The sequence below is a fragment of the Nitratiruptor sp. YY08-26 genome (assembly GCF_016593215.1).
GTDB lineage: Bacteria > Campylobacterota > Campylobacteria > Campylobacterales > Nitratiruptoraceae > Nitratiruptor > Nitratiruptor tergarcus.
Genome location: NZ_AP023063.1, coordinates 1 through 15,693, shown reverse-complemented (window position 1 = coordinate 15,693; position 15,693 = coordinate 1). Strand labels below are relative to the sequence as shown.

Below are 15,693 nucleotides of genomic sequence, written 5' to 3'. Positions count from 1 at the left end.
CGCTTTTCTGCTTTTGCTTTTTCTTTCAGTTCATCAATACTCTCACTCACAAGGTTCATAACCTTTTTGACAACATCTACCTGAGAATCTAAGATCTCTTGTAACTTTTCATTAAATCCCATATTTTCCTCCTTCATGGGATATTTGTAAAAATATTTTACATCACTTTGCTAAATTCTTCTGCAACTTTTGTTGCAATTAACTATTGAGAATTTCAACAGCTTCAAGCATCTTTAGACCCGCTTCATTAACACTGTTTTTGCCTAAAAATTTTGCTTCTCTTGCAGCTACATAGGCTTTTTCAAAGCTCTCTTTACTAAGCCCACTTCTTTTGATCGCTTCTTTGATATTTTCTGGCATGATGCGCACCTTTTGCTCTTTGACATACATACTTCCAGTCTCAGCAATCGCTTTAACAACCCTATAAATTGTAGGATTAACTGGTACACCAAAACCTTCAGGAACACCACTTAAAGCTTCATCCATAAGTTTTCCATACTCAGTCTCAATGATATGTCCATCAGGAAGTATCTCAATAAATCCTTTTGCTTCAAGTTTATCAAGAGCTTCTTTTCGATGTATATACTCATCTTCATGGAGTGACTCATTCAAAATCTCTTCACATGCCACTCCAGCATCTGAAATCATTTTAAAAATATCCATCTCATATCGAGTCATAAAAGGGAGTTTCTCCTTATTTGCAAGCTCTTCATACAAAAGACCTGAGCTACTTGGCTCATAAGTTCCTAAAATTCGCTCTTTTCTTGCCTCTTCTACCCACTCTCTGTTTGGTGAGCTAAAGATTTTATTTGAAATAGTTAGGGTTTTCACACTCCAAGAGTGAATACTTCGCTCATCAGCTTGATCTTCAATCACTCTTTGTCCATCTTCAGTTACATAGTAGACCGATCTTCCTTTGCTATCAACTCCCTCACTAATAAGTCCAAATGCCTCTAAGCTGTATAGATGCTCTCTTAAGTCAAAATTTTCTTCAAACCATTTGATCATATCTTTTGCTTCACCAAATTTTTTGGCAATCTCTTGCTTTTTCTTTGGCATCTCATCTAGTCGTCTGCCGTACTTTTCTAAAATCTTTTTATATTCTCTTACTTTTCTATCTACAAGCTCCTTTTTGATCTCATCAAAGTGTGCTGTCTCTTCAGGATTGGAGGTATATTTCTCTTTCCAGATTCGATCAATTGTTTTAAGAGTTTCTACTTCCTCTTTTTCTATTGCAAAAGAGTAGAGTGGTTTTTCTGTTTTATCTTTGAAAATTCTATAGACTTCTAACGCTTTTTCTCCAGCCTTTGTTAATGTATCTACATCGGTAACATAGCCAAGAGTTTCCAACTGCAAAAGCGTATCTACATCCACATCTTCGCCATCTGCCACCAAAGCAATTGAATCTAAAATTGAGATATCCAATACACTTCCCTCATTTGCCCAACCACCTAAGCTCAATGTCTCTTTTACTGCTTGTCCAAGCTCAGTGAAGGTAAAAAAGTCTCCATGAGGTACAGAGTAGGCAATCAGTCGCATTGCTTCTAGCAGATCTTTGCTGTTTCCTTCAATTGGCAAATAGTGTGCATCAGTCGGTCCCATTGGAGATTTTCGAATATATTCTGCCAGTTTTGCATCAATGGATAGTTCCGGCTCAGTAATTGCATACGCGTTAAAGAGATCCAAAGCTGCTTGAGTTAATTCTCCATCTTTTGCAAATCCACGTCTCTCAAGCTCATCATTACTTATTTTTGTTGTTTTGTTTTTACCCTTCATGGCTGCATCAATCATAGCAATCACTTCAGAGCTGACCCATTTGAAGCTCTCTTTCCAATCTTCAATCTTTTCAATGCTATTTTCCACATCAGCCAAGATTTGTGCCACTATTGCACCACTGTATGTAAGCTCAATTTTTGCTGGTATGGGAAAGCGTACAAGACCAGAGAGATTAAGTTCCTCTACTGCTTCACTGTTTAGTTTTTCAACGTTGATTGTTTTGTCATCACTCCTATGTAAAGCCAGCAATATTTTAGCAGCCTCTTTTTTAATAACCATACCATTCTCCTTGAATTTTTTAAAAGATTTTATAGTGATTTATATAGATTTTCAGCAACTTAGGTAGCAGTGCATGAGGCAAAACCTCATGCATTGGAGTCGTTTGAAGAGTCTTCGTCTTCCAGTTTCTTTACAACAGAGCTCATAGAAAGGAGAACAATACCATCAAAAAACATACTTATTCCAACAAATAGCCCTACTAAAACTAAAGATCCAAATGGCCAGTAAACAAGAAAAATAACTCCCAAAATAATGGAGAGAATACCATTGAGAATAATAAGCCAGTTATACTTTTGTCCTTTCATCTGAGAGCTAAGCGCAAAAGATGCAAATCCATCCATAAAAAAGTAAATTGCCAAAATAATACCAAGTGCTGCAACTCCAGGGACTGGAAAGATGGTGACTAAAATACCTGTGAGTAGATAGATGAAGGCTTTGAGCCATCCTAACCAATCTTTTTTGTCAGTCTGCCAAGTGTGATACCCAAATGTAAGACCACTAAAAATAAACAAAAATGCTACAAAATATGCAGCAGTAAGTGACATAATCACAGGATAAAAGATCCCAACTAATCCCAAAAGGAGAAAAATCACTCCAGCAATTTTGGAGTGTTTCTCAAACTTTTTTAACAGTTCTTTATCTTGAAGTAGATTATTGTATCCGACCATAATATCCTCCTAAAGGGTCAGATCCATTACCTCTTTGGCTTTTTCAATAAGCTCATGAGATACGGCTCTGTTTTCTTCATCAATCTTTTTCATAATGCGTGCTAAAACAAGGGTCAAACCACCCACAATTTCAGGTAGACTCTTTTCAAGCTCAGCTTCAAGCTCTAAGAGTGGAGGATATGTTGCAAGGCGCTCTAAAATATCTTTGAGATCCAACTCTTGCTCAAGCTTTTTAAACTCATTTATTGTCTCTTCCAAACCTTTTGTAATAGGAAGATCGTACTTCCAAATCACATCTCGCCCATTATATTTTGCAGCTTTTTGTCCCATAAGGAGCAAATCATACAACTTTTGCTCAACAATATCAGTTACCTCTTTTGCATGTCCTTTTTTGATATTAAGACTTGCACCTCTTCTAAAAAGTTCCTCTAGATGATGAAATCCAACTACTGCCATGTTTCCTCCTTTATTTTTTTTTGGGGCAAAGCCCCTAGATTATTTATTGATTGTTTTGACCGCTTTTTCTTTGAACTCTTTGAGTTTTGCTATGAGATCTTCAAAGAGTTTTTCTGCACTATTTTTACCTTTGACCTCTTTTTCAATTTTTTCTATCTCTTCTACAAGCATCTTATATGTTGTATCAGAATCACTTGTATATCCTAAAGCTTCTGCTTTTTTAAGGGCATTTTTAGCACTTTTGAGCATATCAAGTGCTCTTTTTTTATCTTTTTTTGCAGCATCTTTTGCAACTTCTACAAGATGAATCGCTTGCAAAAGAGGAATAGGTGTCACTACATCTACCTCAACAAACGTTGCCAAAGCTTGATTGAGAATATTTTTTGCTTCATCTACACGGTTTTCATGTAAGAATTTTGCTGCAAGTTTCAAAGCAGCTGGGTATGATGCCAATGGTAAATTGATAACTTTGAGCACAATCTCACTGCGCAATGTATCAAGGATTGCTCTTGCTTCTTGAACTTTATTCTCTGCAAGCAGTGCCTTTGCGCTAATGAGAGCTGTTTTAATATCTTGAACACTTCCAGGAAAATCGACTACCTCAATAGCACTATCGATTGGAATAAGTGCAGGTGCGTTAGGAGCTGAGAGAACTACTTCAAGTTTTCCTATAGCCTTTTCTAGATCTTTAATGGCCTCATCCTTTTGACCTTTATCTAGCTCCACTAATACTTTATTTGTCAACGCAACTGCCTCTACTGCTTCATTAACAATTTTTACCTCTTTTTGCTCTTTAGCAACTTGCTCTTTTGCTTGGCTCACAGCTTTGTTTGATTCGGCTTTTGTTGCAGTAGATGCAAAAGCACCAGTGACCAAAAGACCAGCAGCTACACATGAAAGTAGCAGTTTCTTCATTATCAACCTCCTTAAGTTTTTTGGTTGATAAAATTTTAGTACTTTTTTATCAACAAAACTGCTACTTTAGTTGCAACCTATCTAATAGATTGGCAATATTAGTAAGTTTTATCTTCTTTCTCTCGACTTCTAGTGAGCCCTCTTTTTTGAGTTCTTGAATATGGCGATTTACCACATGTCGGACAGTTCCTATTAAAGAGGCCAACTCTTCATGAGGGAGATCGTGAATGAGTTTGAGTTTTGCAGTTTGGGGGTCAAAGTGTTTGAGCAAAAGCTTTATAAAACGCGTGGAAGTATCTAAAAGGGAGAGATCTGTTGCAAGCTCTTCGAGACTGCGCATCTCACCTGCAACATAGCGAAAAAAAAGTTTTCTAAAATCTGCATTGGTATCAATCCATTCACGTACGCGATCCAATGGAACACGCAGTGCCTTAGAATCTTCATAGGCTTCAGTAACTACATCATGGGGTTTATTGTCTAAAAGAACAATTACATCAAACATATCCCCTCGTGAAAGGATCTTAATAGTCTGCTCTTTTGATGTCTCAAAATTGAACTGATAGACTTTAATACGCCCTTCAATAATGAAATAGAAATACTTCATTGTATCGTCACTGCTCATAGCAGGCATATTTTTATAAAACTCTACAATTTTGCCATAGCGATTAATATCATCGATGATGAATTTTGGCACAGCAGAAAAGAGCTCAATATTATACTCTCTCGCCTCCATCAAAACTCCAATCCAAAACTGCCAAAACCAGCCATATGCGGATTAGTATGACCAAATTTAACAGCCCAGCTTTGCAACATCAATATATCATTTTTTGGATCAATTCCTTGAGGACAAACCTCTGTACAGTTACCGCAAAGTGTACAATCCCAAATGCCATTAGTTACTACTGCATCGATATGATCTTTTTTATTCTCTTCTCTGCTATCAGCAACATATCGGTATGCTCTACTGAGTGCAAATGGTCCTAAAAAGGAAGCATTTGTCTCATAAATAGGACAGCTACTATAGCAGCTATGGCATAAAATACAATCACTCTGCCGCTCTATAAGTTTCTCTTCCTCTTCACTCATCCCTTCATGCATCACAAGAGGATATGTTTTAGCACTTTTGAGCTTTTCTAAAGGACGAGATAAATCGACCACTAAATCGCGGATACAATCCACAAAATTCAAAGGCTCAATATAATCACCCTCTTGCACGCTATATTCACACGCTAACACCTCTTTACCATTCACCCGCACGGCACAACTACCACATACTCCACTGCGGCACATAGAAGAAAATGTAAGAGTTCTATCCTTTTCTTTTTTGATAAATTCCAAACTCTCTAAAAGTGTAAGATCACAAGGAACTTCATACTCCATTACAATTGATGGAGGCTCAAAATGTGGATGATATCTTCGTACTTTTATCTTCATATCGACTTCTTCTCATTATTATGCATTTCTATAAGTAATTATAGTGCAATTTGATTACAATTATATTAAGAAAACAGATGGAGAAAAATATGAGTAAAACTTCTCTTAAACGCGTTGTCACACTTCCTTATCTCGTTTTTTATGGAGCTGGCAATATAATAGGGGCTGGAATATATGTGCTTATCGGAAAAATTGCACAAATAAGTGGATATTATGCACCTTTTTCCTTTTTACTTGCATGCATTGCAGTTCTTTTTACGGCTCTTTGCTACGCTGAACTTGCAGCGCGCTACCCTTATGCATCAGCAGAAGCCTATTATCTTGAGCGTGCATTCTCTCTACCAGATATTTCTACTCTTGTGGGTTTAGTTATCATTATCACTGGCATTCTCTCATCTTCTGCAATAATTAGTGGATTTTATGGTTATCTCAAGCCCTTAGTAGATATAGGTGAGCTCGCAACAGAGTTTTTGATACTGCTCTTTTTAACTAGCGTTGCAGTATGGGGAGTAAAAGAGTCTGTTACATTAACTGCACTCTTTACCCTTGTCGAAATTTTTGGTCTATTGCTCATTATTTTTTACGGTTTTGTATCGATAGATGTAACAAATATCCCATTTGAGCATTATATCCCTCCATTAAAAATCGATGTCTGGATCCATATCGCACTGGGAAGCTTTCTAGCATTTTATGCATTTATCGGTTTTGAAGATATTGTCAAACTCTCTGAAGAGGTAGTAGATGTACAAAAAACAATGCCTAGAGCCATTATTATCACACTCATCCTTGTAACACTCCTCTATATACTTGTCGCTTTTGTGAGTATCATTACATTAGATCCCCAAACTTTAGGAGAGAGTGATGCACCTTTGGATGAGGTATTCAAAAAGCTCACCGGAGATAAGCATCATATTTTAGGAATCATAGCGCTTTTTGCTATTGTCAATGGAGTACTTGTGCAGATTATTATGGTCTCAAGGATGCTCTATGGTCTAGCACAACAGAAAGTCTTTCCAAAATTTTTAGCAACTATTCATCCTGCTACCCAAACACCAATCTACGCTACTCTCATTACAGGATTATTTATACTTCTTTTTGCTTATTTTATCGATCTTGTTAAACTTGCTGAGCTTACAAGTTATGGTATTTTTATCGTTTTTATCCTCATCAACATAGCACTCATAAAAATTAAGAAAAAAGAGCCAAACTTTTCTGGATTCAAAGTTCCTCTATCTATACCCTATATCGCTATTTTTATTAATGCAACGCTACTTTTACTTAAACTCTTCTGGGACCTTTTGAAAATCAGCACATAAAACGCCATCCTCTTTCCATATAAAAGTGTGTGCATCGAAAGCACTATTTTGTTCGGGATAATCCGTGCGAAAGTGTGCGCCTCTACTCTCGTTTCTTTGGATTGCTCCTACGAGCACTGCTTCAGTGATTTCGAGCATATTGCCATACTCTAAAAATTGTACCAATTCTTTGTTATAGAGAGGGCTTTTATCTTTGATACCCATAAAAGCGAGCTCTTTTTGGTGTTGGCGTACAAGGCTCAGCACCCCTTTGAGCGAGAGCTCTTCGCGAAAAACTCCAGCATTTCTATAGAGCACTTTATGCAAAAAATCCTTTCTTTCCATGAAATCTATTTTATTTGGCAACCCAAAAACAGCTTTGATAAACTGCTCATCTATAACAGTTCTTTCATATTTTTTCTCTTGAGGTTTATCTTTTATCTGCACAGCACTCTTTGCTGCAACTCTCCCCATCACCACAAGTTCTAAAAGCGAATTGCCTCCAAGCCTGTTTGCACCATGGAGTTTTACATTAGCACACTCTCCCACAGCAAAGAGCCCTTTAATATTGGTAGCACAATTTATATCGGTATCAATTCCCCCCATAGTGTAGTGCGCAGCAGGCTTAATAGGTACTGGCTCTTTTGCTGGATCGATCCCTTCATAGATGAGTGAGAGTTTTCGCTCTTGAGGAAGCTCTTTTTGTATAAAATCCTCTCCCAAATGGGTTATATCCAAGAAGACCTGATTTCCTCTTTCTATCTGCTCATAGATTGCACGTGAGAGTTTATCGCGGGTTGTGAGCTCATCAACAAAACGCTCACCATTTTGATTAATGATTTTGCCTCCAGCGCCTCTTGCAGCTTCACTTATCAAAATCGAGCTTTTCGCTAATGCTGTAGGATGGAACTGAACAAATTCAAGATCGCTCAGCTTCGCTCCAGCTCGCATAGCAGCCCCAACGCCTTCTCCAAAGCTTCCATTGCCATTAGTGCTAAATTCTCCATAGATTTTTGCATATCCGCCAGTTGCTAAAATAATTGACGAAGCTAAGAGCTGCTCCACTTTTGCTGTGCGAATATCAAGGAGCGTTACGCCATAAGCTCTCTCATCTTCAGTAATGATATTGAGAAGAAACTTTTCATGCAAAAACTTCACACCAGCTTTTATACAGTTATCATATAAAGAGTGTAAAATCTTAAGCCCCGTATAGTCTTGCGCATAACATGCGCGTGGCGCTGAGGCACCACCTAGTCTTCTTTGCGCAATTTTTTCCTCTTTTCTACTAAAAGGAACACCAATGCTATCAAGCCACTTTATAGCTTTTGGAGCTTCATTGCAAACAAATTCGATAACTCTCCTCTCACCAAGCCCAGCAGCAGAACGCAGTGTATCTTCTATATGATTCTTTATAGAGTCATTTTCGCTCAATACCGCATTGATACCACCTTGCGCCATAGAGGTTTGTGCCTGCGTAGGATAATTTTTTGTCACAACTACAACCTCAGCACCTTGACTTCTTGCTTCAAGTGCTGCTACAAGACCTGCTCCACCGCTTCCAATAATTACTATTTGCATCCTACTCCCCAAAAACTGGCTCAATTTTGACTATGCGATTTCGCTTCAAAAATATTCTGACTCTATCTCCTCTACGGAACCAAAAACCTTTTGCATAATCGACTCGCACCACTGTTGCAATCTCTTCACCATTATCGAGGCGAATAATAAGCTCTTGGGCATTTGCTTCATTAAGTCTACTTCCAATTACTCCACCTGCAATTGCACCTGCAGCAGTCGCTATATCGTTACCGCTTCCACCTCCAAACTGGTGGCCAATGATAGCTCCAATAATCGCTCCTAATATAGTTCCTTCCCCTGTATCGTGCACTTTCACAGCTCTTGCAGCAATTACTCTTCCATAGCGAGGATAACTTACTTCATTTATTTGCGCTGTGGTATAGCCTCTTTGTGCACATCCCCAAAAAAAGAGTAATAATAAAGCAGAAAATATTATCTGTCTCATTTTTCCTTCTCCAATTGGTCTGAATCTATCTCTATTATAGTATGGACATTTCCGCGTGGGTTGAAATCTGCAACCAGTTTCATATATCTTGGCTGCAATTTTTCATACAATGTATCAAAAATCTCATTAGCACTATCTTCATGCGAGATATAGCGATCACGAAATGAGTTAATATAGAGTTTAAGTGCTTTAAGCTCTACAACATGCTTATTTGGAATATATTCAAGATAGATTGTAGCATAGTCTGGATATCCGCTTCTGGGGCAAAGACAACTAAACTCTGGGAGAGTTATACGAATTTTATAACTCTTTTCGTGCTTGTTTTCCCATATTTCTAAATCTTTTTTGGGATCAAACTCTTTTATCTCTTTTTCACCATAGCGCATTTTTACTCCTCCACTCTAAAAATTCTTTGCTTTCCATTGGCTTTGCAATAGCAAATCCTTCTACAAAATCTACATTCAAAGTTTTTACTCTCTCAAGGATCTCTTGATTATCAATAAATTTTACAACACTTTTCATTCCTAATGTATGCAATGCATCAATCCACGTTTGCAAAAGTGTACGATAACGTATATTTTCAATATTTCTTGTAAAGAACTTATCAAAAAAGAGATAATCTACATCGATACTTTTAATATACTCTATCGATGCATTGCAAGCCCCAAAATTGTCAAAAGCGATGGAAAATCCTTCCGTTTGATATCCTTGAATCACACTCCTAAAATATTTTACATCTTTATAGATACTGTTTTCATACAATTTTATGATAAAAAGTCTCTTTGAAACATCATATTTCTCAAAAGTTTCAAAAAATCTCTGTGTAAAGCGCCTATTACGCACAGAATAGGGAGAGATATTAAAACAGTAGGAAAAATCCATAATGAGTTTATGAGATACAATTATTTCAAGAAGAGCTTCTGTTAAAGCAATATCAAATGCATTTTCAAGACCTAAACGGTTAATAGTAGGAATGTATTGACTTGGATGAATAAGTTTTCCCTCATCATCTAAGAGTTTCACAATAATTTCAGCAAAATCAAAACTTTCGGTTTTAAGATTATATACAGGCTGAAAAAGCAAAGAGAAATGTTTTTGTTTGACTATCTCTTCAATGAGTTTATCAAAATCACTTATATTTTCCCTCTTTTTACTATACAAAGCACCTTTATTTGTCTCTTTTTTACATTCTCCTTTACAAAAGTAGAGATCTTCATAGAGACGATCAATAAGAAATTTGAGACTTTTATGATTGAGAGGTTGATAGGCTGCATAGAGCTTGATCTCAATATTGTTTATAAAGCTATTATCATATGTTTGCAAAAATTTCTCTAAGACCTTTTGGAGCTGTGCATTACTTCTTACAAGAAGCAGAAAATCTCCTGCTTTGAGCCTAGCAATAGGAACAGAACCAAAATAGAGGCTAAAAAAACCATCCACAATCTTTGCAAACTCTCTTAAAACTCTATCTCCATTTTCAAGACCATAGCGCTCATTTATCTCTCTTATATTATCAACAGAAAGAAGTATCAAATAATTTTTCTTTTGTGCAAGTTTACTAAAATATTTTTCAAAATAGTGTCTATCAAAAGTATCAGTGATTTCATCTAGAATCTTCTCTTCTTTTGCACGAAATATCATGAGAAAAATATAGTAAACGGCAATAAAGAGTGCTCCCACACCTAAAAATAGATTAAAAGCAAGGGAGCGATTTTCTGTAAAAATCACATAGACTAATAGAGCAGTAAGAAGTACAATAGGAATAGAAGTGCGAAGGGAAAGGAGAAATTTCTCCCTTCTTTCGGTATTTAAAGAGTACACTTATACATCCAGATGTTTGACATCTTTGGCGTGTTCTTCAATATATTTTTTGCGTGGTTCTACCTCATCACCCATAAAGAGTGTAAAAATCTCACTTGCATGTTCTGCATTATCTACAGTCACACGCAAAAGCCTTCTATTTTGCGGATCCATTGTAGTTTCCCAAAGCTGTTCGGGATTCATCTCACCAAGCCCTTTATAGCGTTGAATATAGGCACCTTTTTTGGCATTTTTTTCTACTTTTTCTAAAATTTCTAAGAGATCTTTATCCCTAAACTCTTCTGGCATTCTCTCTTCAATTTTTTCATAAATATAGACTCCCTCTACATAGAATGGATTGGTAAAAAGCTCATCATCTATAATGATCTCTTCAAGTCCATCTTCCGTTTGTACATAGAGATGGATTTTTTGCTCATCAATCGTCTTATTGAGGATATTAAATCCTTTTTGTCCAAGAAAAACCTCAATTTTTTTATAAAGCTCCTCATTTGGGAGTGATGGAAGATCTCTATTTTCAATGAGATAGCGTACCACTTCAATGAGAGCGTAGCGCTTTTCAAGATCTTTTAAAATCATCCGGTAATGTGCAACAAGTTTGAGAAAATCTATGAGATCGTATCTGCCAAGATTCACATCTTCTAGCAATACATCTACACCATTTTCTATCAAAAACTGGTTGAGCTCATGCTCATCTTTGAGATATACCTCTTTTTTTCCCTTTTTATAGCGATAAAGAGGAGGCTGCGCCATATAGAGATAACCCTTTTCCACCACAGGATACAAAAAACGAAAGAAGAATGTCAAAAGAAGTGTTTGAATATGGCTCCCATCTACATCTGCATCTGTCATAATGATTATTTTGTGATAGCGAAGTTTATTTTCATCAAACTCTTCGCCGATGCCACATCCAAGAGCAGTAATGATATTTTTAATCTCTTCAGATTTTAAGATCTTATCAAGCCGCGCTTTTTCTACATTAAGTATTTTTCCTTTTAAAGGCAAAATCGCTTGAAAAACTCTATCACGCCCCTGCTTAGCGCTTCCTCCTGCACTATCACCCTCAACCAAAAAGAGCTCGCTAATTGCAGGATCTTTACTTTGACAATCCGCAAGTTTACCAGGAAGGGTACCCACACTCATACTATCTTTTCTACGTACCAGCTCCCTCGCTTTTTTAGCAGCCTCTCTTCCTCTTGCAGCTGCTAGTGCTTTTTGCATAATTGCTTTAGCATCGATGGGGTTCTCTTCAAAATATTTTGTTAATTTTTCATAGGTGAGCTTTTGCGTAATAGGGCGCACATAAGAAGATCCCAACTTCCCTTTTGTTTGCCCTTCAAATTGTGGCTCAGGTACTTTGACGCTGACTACAGCCACAAGCCCTTCGCGTACATCATCTCCCGTGATTTTAATGCTTTTTTCACGCTGATTGGCATTTTGCGCTATGTAGTTTGAAATTGCACGTGTAAGTCCTGCGCGAAATCCGCTCTCATGGGTACCACCTTCTGGTGTGCGGATATTATTGACAAAGCTGAAAACCTTCTCATCATAGCCAGTGTTATAGAGCAGAGCAATATCGACTTCTACATCATCAACTTTGTCTTGGAAATGGATTGTTTTAGTAATCTGCTCTTTTTTACTGAGATCCTCTACAAATTGAGAAAGTCCCCCTTCAAAATGGTAGACCTCTTTTTTCTCTTCTCTTTCGTCTTTAAAAGTTATTGTAATGTTTGGATTGAGGTATGCAAGCTCTTTGAATCTGCGAGCAAGGATATCGTATTGAAAATTGACAGTTTCAAAAATCTCATCATCTGGCCAAAACTCAATAGTCGTACCTGTGCGATTTGTCTCACCAATAGTTACAAGGTCAGTAATAGGTATACCTCTTTCAAATTCCTGACGCCATATTTTTCCATCGCGTTTAATAGTCATAATGAGCTTTTTCGATAGAGCATTTACTACACTCACACCAACGCCGTGCAAACCTCCACTTACTTTATAAGCACTATCGCCACCAAATTTTCCTCCTGCATGAAGTACTGTGAGTACAACTGTTGCAGCGGGGATCTTTTCAGTGGGGTGAATATCGACAGGAATCCCTCTTCCATTATCACTTATTTTTGCGCTTCCATCTTTTGTAAGAGTAATTTCGATTTTGTCACAATATCCTGCCATCGCTTCATCGATGGAGTTATCTACAACTTCATAGATAAGATGGTGGAGGCCTTTGATGCTCGTATCGCCAATGTACATCCCTGGACGTTTACGAACAGCTTCAAGACCTTTGAGAACCTTTATTTTCTCGGCACTATATTGACTCATTGATTCTCTATCCCTTTAGTAAAATTATCTCTATTATATCTTTTTTTAGATAACGATAGGCATAACTATAGTGATGAAGTTCTCTTTTTTAAGCTCAAATGGGAGCTCTGGCTCATTGATACCCATTAAAAATTCATTATCTTCGATGTGTGTAAGAAAGTCAAGGATATAACGGCTATTTACTGCCATGATAAACTTCTCTTCAAAAGGGGTTTCTACTTCAAGTTCTGTCTGCGCTTCAATATTCTCTTGTGAGAGATTTTTGAAAATGATCCTATCTTTTAAAAATGTAAGTTTAATCTCATTAGAGATAATAGTAATCTGCTTAATTGCTTCAATCATCTTATCTTTTGGAAGGGTCATCTCATATTGTAAAGATTTTGGAAGAATACGTTCATAATCTGGATATTTACCACTTATGAGTTTGGTAAAAAAGAGATATTGATTGTTTTTGAGAATGAAATAGGTCTCATCGTAGTGCATATCGATTTCATCAAAGAAGAGTTTTTGTATTTCAATAATTGCTTTTTTAGGAATTATAAGGTTGAACTCTTTATCCATATTTTGCAAAAGTGTAACGAGAGCAAGACGCTTTGTATCTGTTGCTACAAAGTTTATGCGATCACTTTTTATATCAATAAGAGCTCCATTGAGTTCAAATTTAGGATTGTTATTATCTATTGCAGGAGTGATTTTTTTTAAAGAACTTATAAACTTATCACTCTCTATAGCGATTTTTGGCATTGCATCAATTTCTGGGAATTTTGGAAACTGTTCTGCATCAAACATTGGAAGCTTAAATTTAGACTGATTTTGACTGATTTGGAGATGGTCATCCCTTGTTTCTATTGTGATGGTACCATCTTTTAGTATGCGTACAATATCAAGGAATTTTTTACCATTTGCAGTAGCTTTTCCCTCTTTAATGAGATTGATAGAATCTGTTTGGGTTTTTAATCCTGTTTCATAGTCGGTAGCTTTGATGGTAAGGATACCATTTGATGCTGCTAAGTATACGTGTGATGTAATTTGGCTGAGATCCTTTTTTTCCAAAAAAGGTTGCATTTGTGAAAGGATCTGCTCGAGCAGCGATTTTTGCATTTCGATTTTCATTGTGCTCTCCGATTAAGGGTTTTTTAATATTGTATATTCTATTTCGTTAAAGTTTGCTTTATATTATTTAAATTAGATAGATTTAGTAGTATCATGGCGTGAATTTGTGAAAAAGTTAGGTAAAGGGCTTTGTTAGGTAGAATATCTCTTTTGAGGGATAAGTTTTTTGTTCACATCTATTCACTGTTTGCGTGTTTGATTTTATGGAGGAGCTCGTCGATTTGGACTTTGAAATTGGCATCTTTTTCCATAAGTTCTTTAACCTTTTTCATTGCATGACTTACTGATGTGTGATCTTTCATGCCAAAAAATTGTGCTAGTGATGGCATAGAGTTTGGTGTGAGGTTGCGTGCAAGGTAGATGACAATACGTCTTGCATTGACTATTTGACGGTTACGACTTTTGCTTTTGATTTCGCTTGGTTTGATATTGAGCTCATTCGCTACTACATCTACAATCTCTTTCAGAGATATCTCTTTTTGCTGCTCTCTTTTTTGCTCATTGAGGACATTTTTTGCAAGCTCCATGGTAATCTCTTGATTGACAAGAGTGGAGTATGCATTGAGTTTGAGAATAATTCCTTCAATTTCTCGAATATTACTATCCATATTTGCAGCAAGATAGTTGACAATCTCGTCTTCAAGCTGAATACCGTTGAGCTCGCACTTTTTTTTGATAATTGCTATTTTGGTTTCAAGTTCTGGTGGTTGAATATCTGCTATGAGTCCCCACTCAAAGCGGCTTTTGAGTCTCTCTTCAAGTCCAGCAATCTTTTTGGGAGGTTGATCGCTTGTAAGGACAATCTGCTTACCATCTGTGTGGAGTTCATTAAAGGTATGGAAAAACTCCTCTTGCGTTCCCTCTTTGCCACTGAGAAACTGGATATCATCAATAAGTAAAATATCACATTTTCTATACTTTTCTCTAAAGTTTTCTATAGTTTTTTGGCGCAGATGATAGGTAAAATCATTCATAAACTGTTCAATGGTTGCATAAATAATAGTCTTGCTTTTTTTAAGATTGAAATTACCTATAGCGTGAAGAAGGTGTGTTTTTCCAAGCCCTGTTCCGCCGTAGATATAAAGAGGGTTATACACCTCTCCTGGCTTTTCTGCAACGCGGTGTGCAGCAGTATAGGCAAACTGGTTTGAGCTTCCTACGACAAAATTTTCAAAAGTATATGTTGGATTGATTTTTGTACTTGTTGTTGGTTGATTTATTTCTGGTTTTTTTTCTGCAAGTTTTTTGATGCTTGGTTCTTTTTTTGTTGTAATCTCTACAAAGGTTTCAACTCCTGTTTCAAGCTCAAAAAGCTGTGAGAGCTTTTTACTATATTTTCTCTTTACCCAATTGGCTACAAAGAGATTGGGAGCAATGAAGACGGCATGATCAACTTTTGAACGTTTCTCATCGTAGCGAAGGTTTTTGATATAGCGCTCATACTCGATTTGAGGAATCTCCTCTTTTAATTTTTCAATGATCTTCTCACCAAGCACCAGTGCCCTTTATGTGAATAATTTTTTCAACGTGATGTGAATAATAGTGCTATTGTATCTAAAATAGCCGAAAATTGGCTACAATTTTTTGTGAGAAT

General features: G+C 36.7%; 14 protein-coding genes. 1 reads left to right on the top strand and 13 read right to left on the bottom strand.

Features of this window, described 5'->3' with window-relative positions; genetic code table 11:
- Positions 1-198: 198 nt before the first annotated feature.
- The 6 genes from JG738_RS00070 to JG738_RS00045 form a co-directional block, all read right to left on the bottom strand.
- On the bottom strand, positions 199-2,055 hold the full coding sequence (locus tag JG738_RS00070; protein WP_201337785.1) for a DUF505 domain-containing protein: 1,857 nt from the start codon (positions 2,053-2,055) through the stop codon (positions 199-201).
- An 86-nt stretch (positions 2,056-2,141) separates the two neighbouring features.
- Positions 2,142-2,723 carry an HdeD family acid-resistance protein gene (locus JG738_RS00065; protein WP_084274959.1) on the bottom strand — a complete coding sequence of 194 codons (582 nt, stop codon included), beginning with the start codon at positions 2,721-2,723 and terminating at the stop codon, positions 2,142-2,144.
- A 9-nt stretch (positions 2,724-2,732) separates the two neighbouring features.
- Complete coding sequence (locus JG738_RS00060) at positions 2,733-3,179, bottom strand: DUF1931 family protein (RefSeq protein ID WP_201337784.1); 447 nt, start codon at positions 3,177-3,179, stop codon at positions 2,733-2,735.
- Between the two features lie 39 nt (positions 3,180-3,218).
- Positions 3,219-4,094 (bottom strand): YfdX family protein, encoded by an 876-nt coding sequence (locus tag JG738_RS00055; RefSeq protein ID WP_201337783.1) that lies wholly within the window; start codon positions 4,092-4,094, stop codon positions 3,219-3,221.
- Between the two features lie 61 nt (positions 4,095-4,155).
- Positions 4,156-4,827, bottom strand: a complete 672-nt coding sequence (locus JG738_RS00050) for a Crp/Fnr family transcriptional regulator (RefSeq protein WP_084274956.1) — start codon at positions 4,825-4,827, stop codon at positions 4,156-4,158.
- Entirely contained in the window at positions 4,827-5,528 is a 702-nt protein-coding gene (locus tag JG738_RS00045; RefSeq protein ID WP_201337782.1) for a succinate dehydrogenase/fumarate reductase iron-sulfur subunit, read from the bottom strand. Before JG738_RS00045 ends, JG738_RS00050 begins: the two co-directional genes overlap by 1 nt.
- A gap of 89 nt (positions 5,529-5,617) precedes the next feature.
- Between JG738_RS00045 and JG738_RS00040 the strand changes: the two genes are divergently transcribed.
- Positions 5,618-6,844, top strand: a complete 1,227-nt coding sequence (locus JG738_RS00040) for an APC family permease (RefSeq protein WP_201337781.1) — start codon at positions 5,618-5,620, stop codon at positions 6,842-6,844.
- Here the strand turns inward: JG738_RS00040 and JG738_RS00035 are convergent.
- From JG738_RS00035 to dnaA, 7 genes are all read right to left on the bottom strand, one after another.
- Positions 6,803-8,401 carry an FAD-dependent oxidoreductase gene (locus JG738_RS00035; RefSeq protein ID WP_201337780.1) on the bottom strand — a complete coding sequence of 533 codons (1,599 nt, stop codon included), beginning with the start codon at positions 8,399-8,401 and terminating at the stop codon, positions 6,803-6,805. The two genes, JG738_RS00040 and JG738_RS00035, sit on opposite strands and share 42 nt — an antisense overlap.
- A 1-nt stretch (position 8,402) precedes the next feature.
- Positions 8,403-8,846, bottom strand: coding sequence for a glycine zipper 2TM domain-containing protein (locus JG738_RS00030; protein ID WP_201337779.1), 444 nt, complete (start codon positions 8,844-8,846; stop codon positions 8,403-8,405).
- A complete protein-coding gene (queF, locus tag JG738_RS00025) occupies positions 8,843-9,232 on the bottom strand; it encodes a preQ(1) synthase (RefSeq protein ID WP_201337778.1) in 390 nt (129 codons plus the stop codon). Before queF ends, JG738_RS00030 begins: the two co-directional genes overlap by 4 nt.
- The gene (locus tag JG738_RS00020; protein ID WP_201337777.1) at positions 9,219-10,667 is read right to left on the bottom strand and encodes an EAL domain-containing protein; all 1,449 of its coding nucleotides are present in this window, start codon (positions 10,665-10,667) and stop codon (positions 9,219-9,221) included. Before JG738_RS00020 ends, queF begins: the two co-directional genes overlap by 14 nt.
- Positions 10,668-12,986 carry a DNA topoisomerase (ATP-hydrolyzing) subunit B gene (gene gyrB / locus JG738_RS00015; RefSeq protein WP_201337776.1) on the bottom strand — a complete coding sequence of 773 codons (2,319 nt, stop codon included), beginning with the start codon at positions 12,984-12,986 and terminating at the stop codon, positions 10,668-10,670.
- Between the two features lie 45 nt (positions 12,987-13,031).
- Positions 13,032-14,099, bottom strand: a complete 1,068-nt coding sequence (gene dnaN, locus JG738_RS00010) for a DNA polymerase III subunit beta (RefSeq protein WP_201337775.1) — start codon at positions 14,097-14,099, stop codon at positions 13,032-13,034.
- 176 nt (positions 14,100-14,275) lie between these two features.
- Entirely contained in the window at positions 14,276-15,598 is a 1,323-nt protein-coding gene (gene dnaA, locus JG738_RS00005) for a chromosomal replication initiator protein DnaA (protein WP_084274948.1), read from the bottom strand.
- Positions 15,599-15,693: the final 95 nt, after the last annotated feature.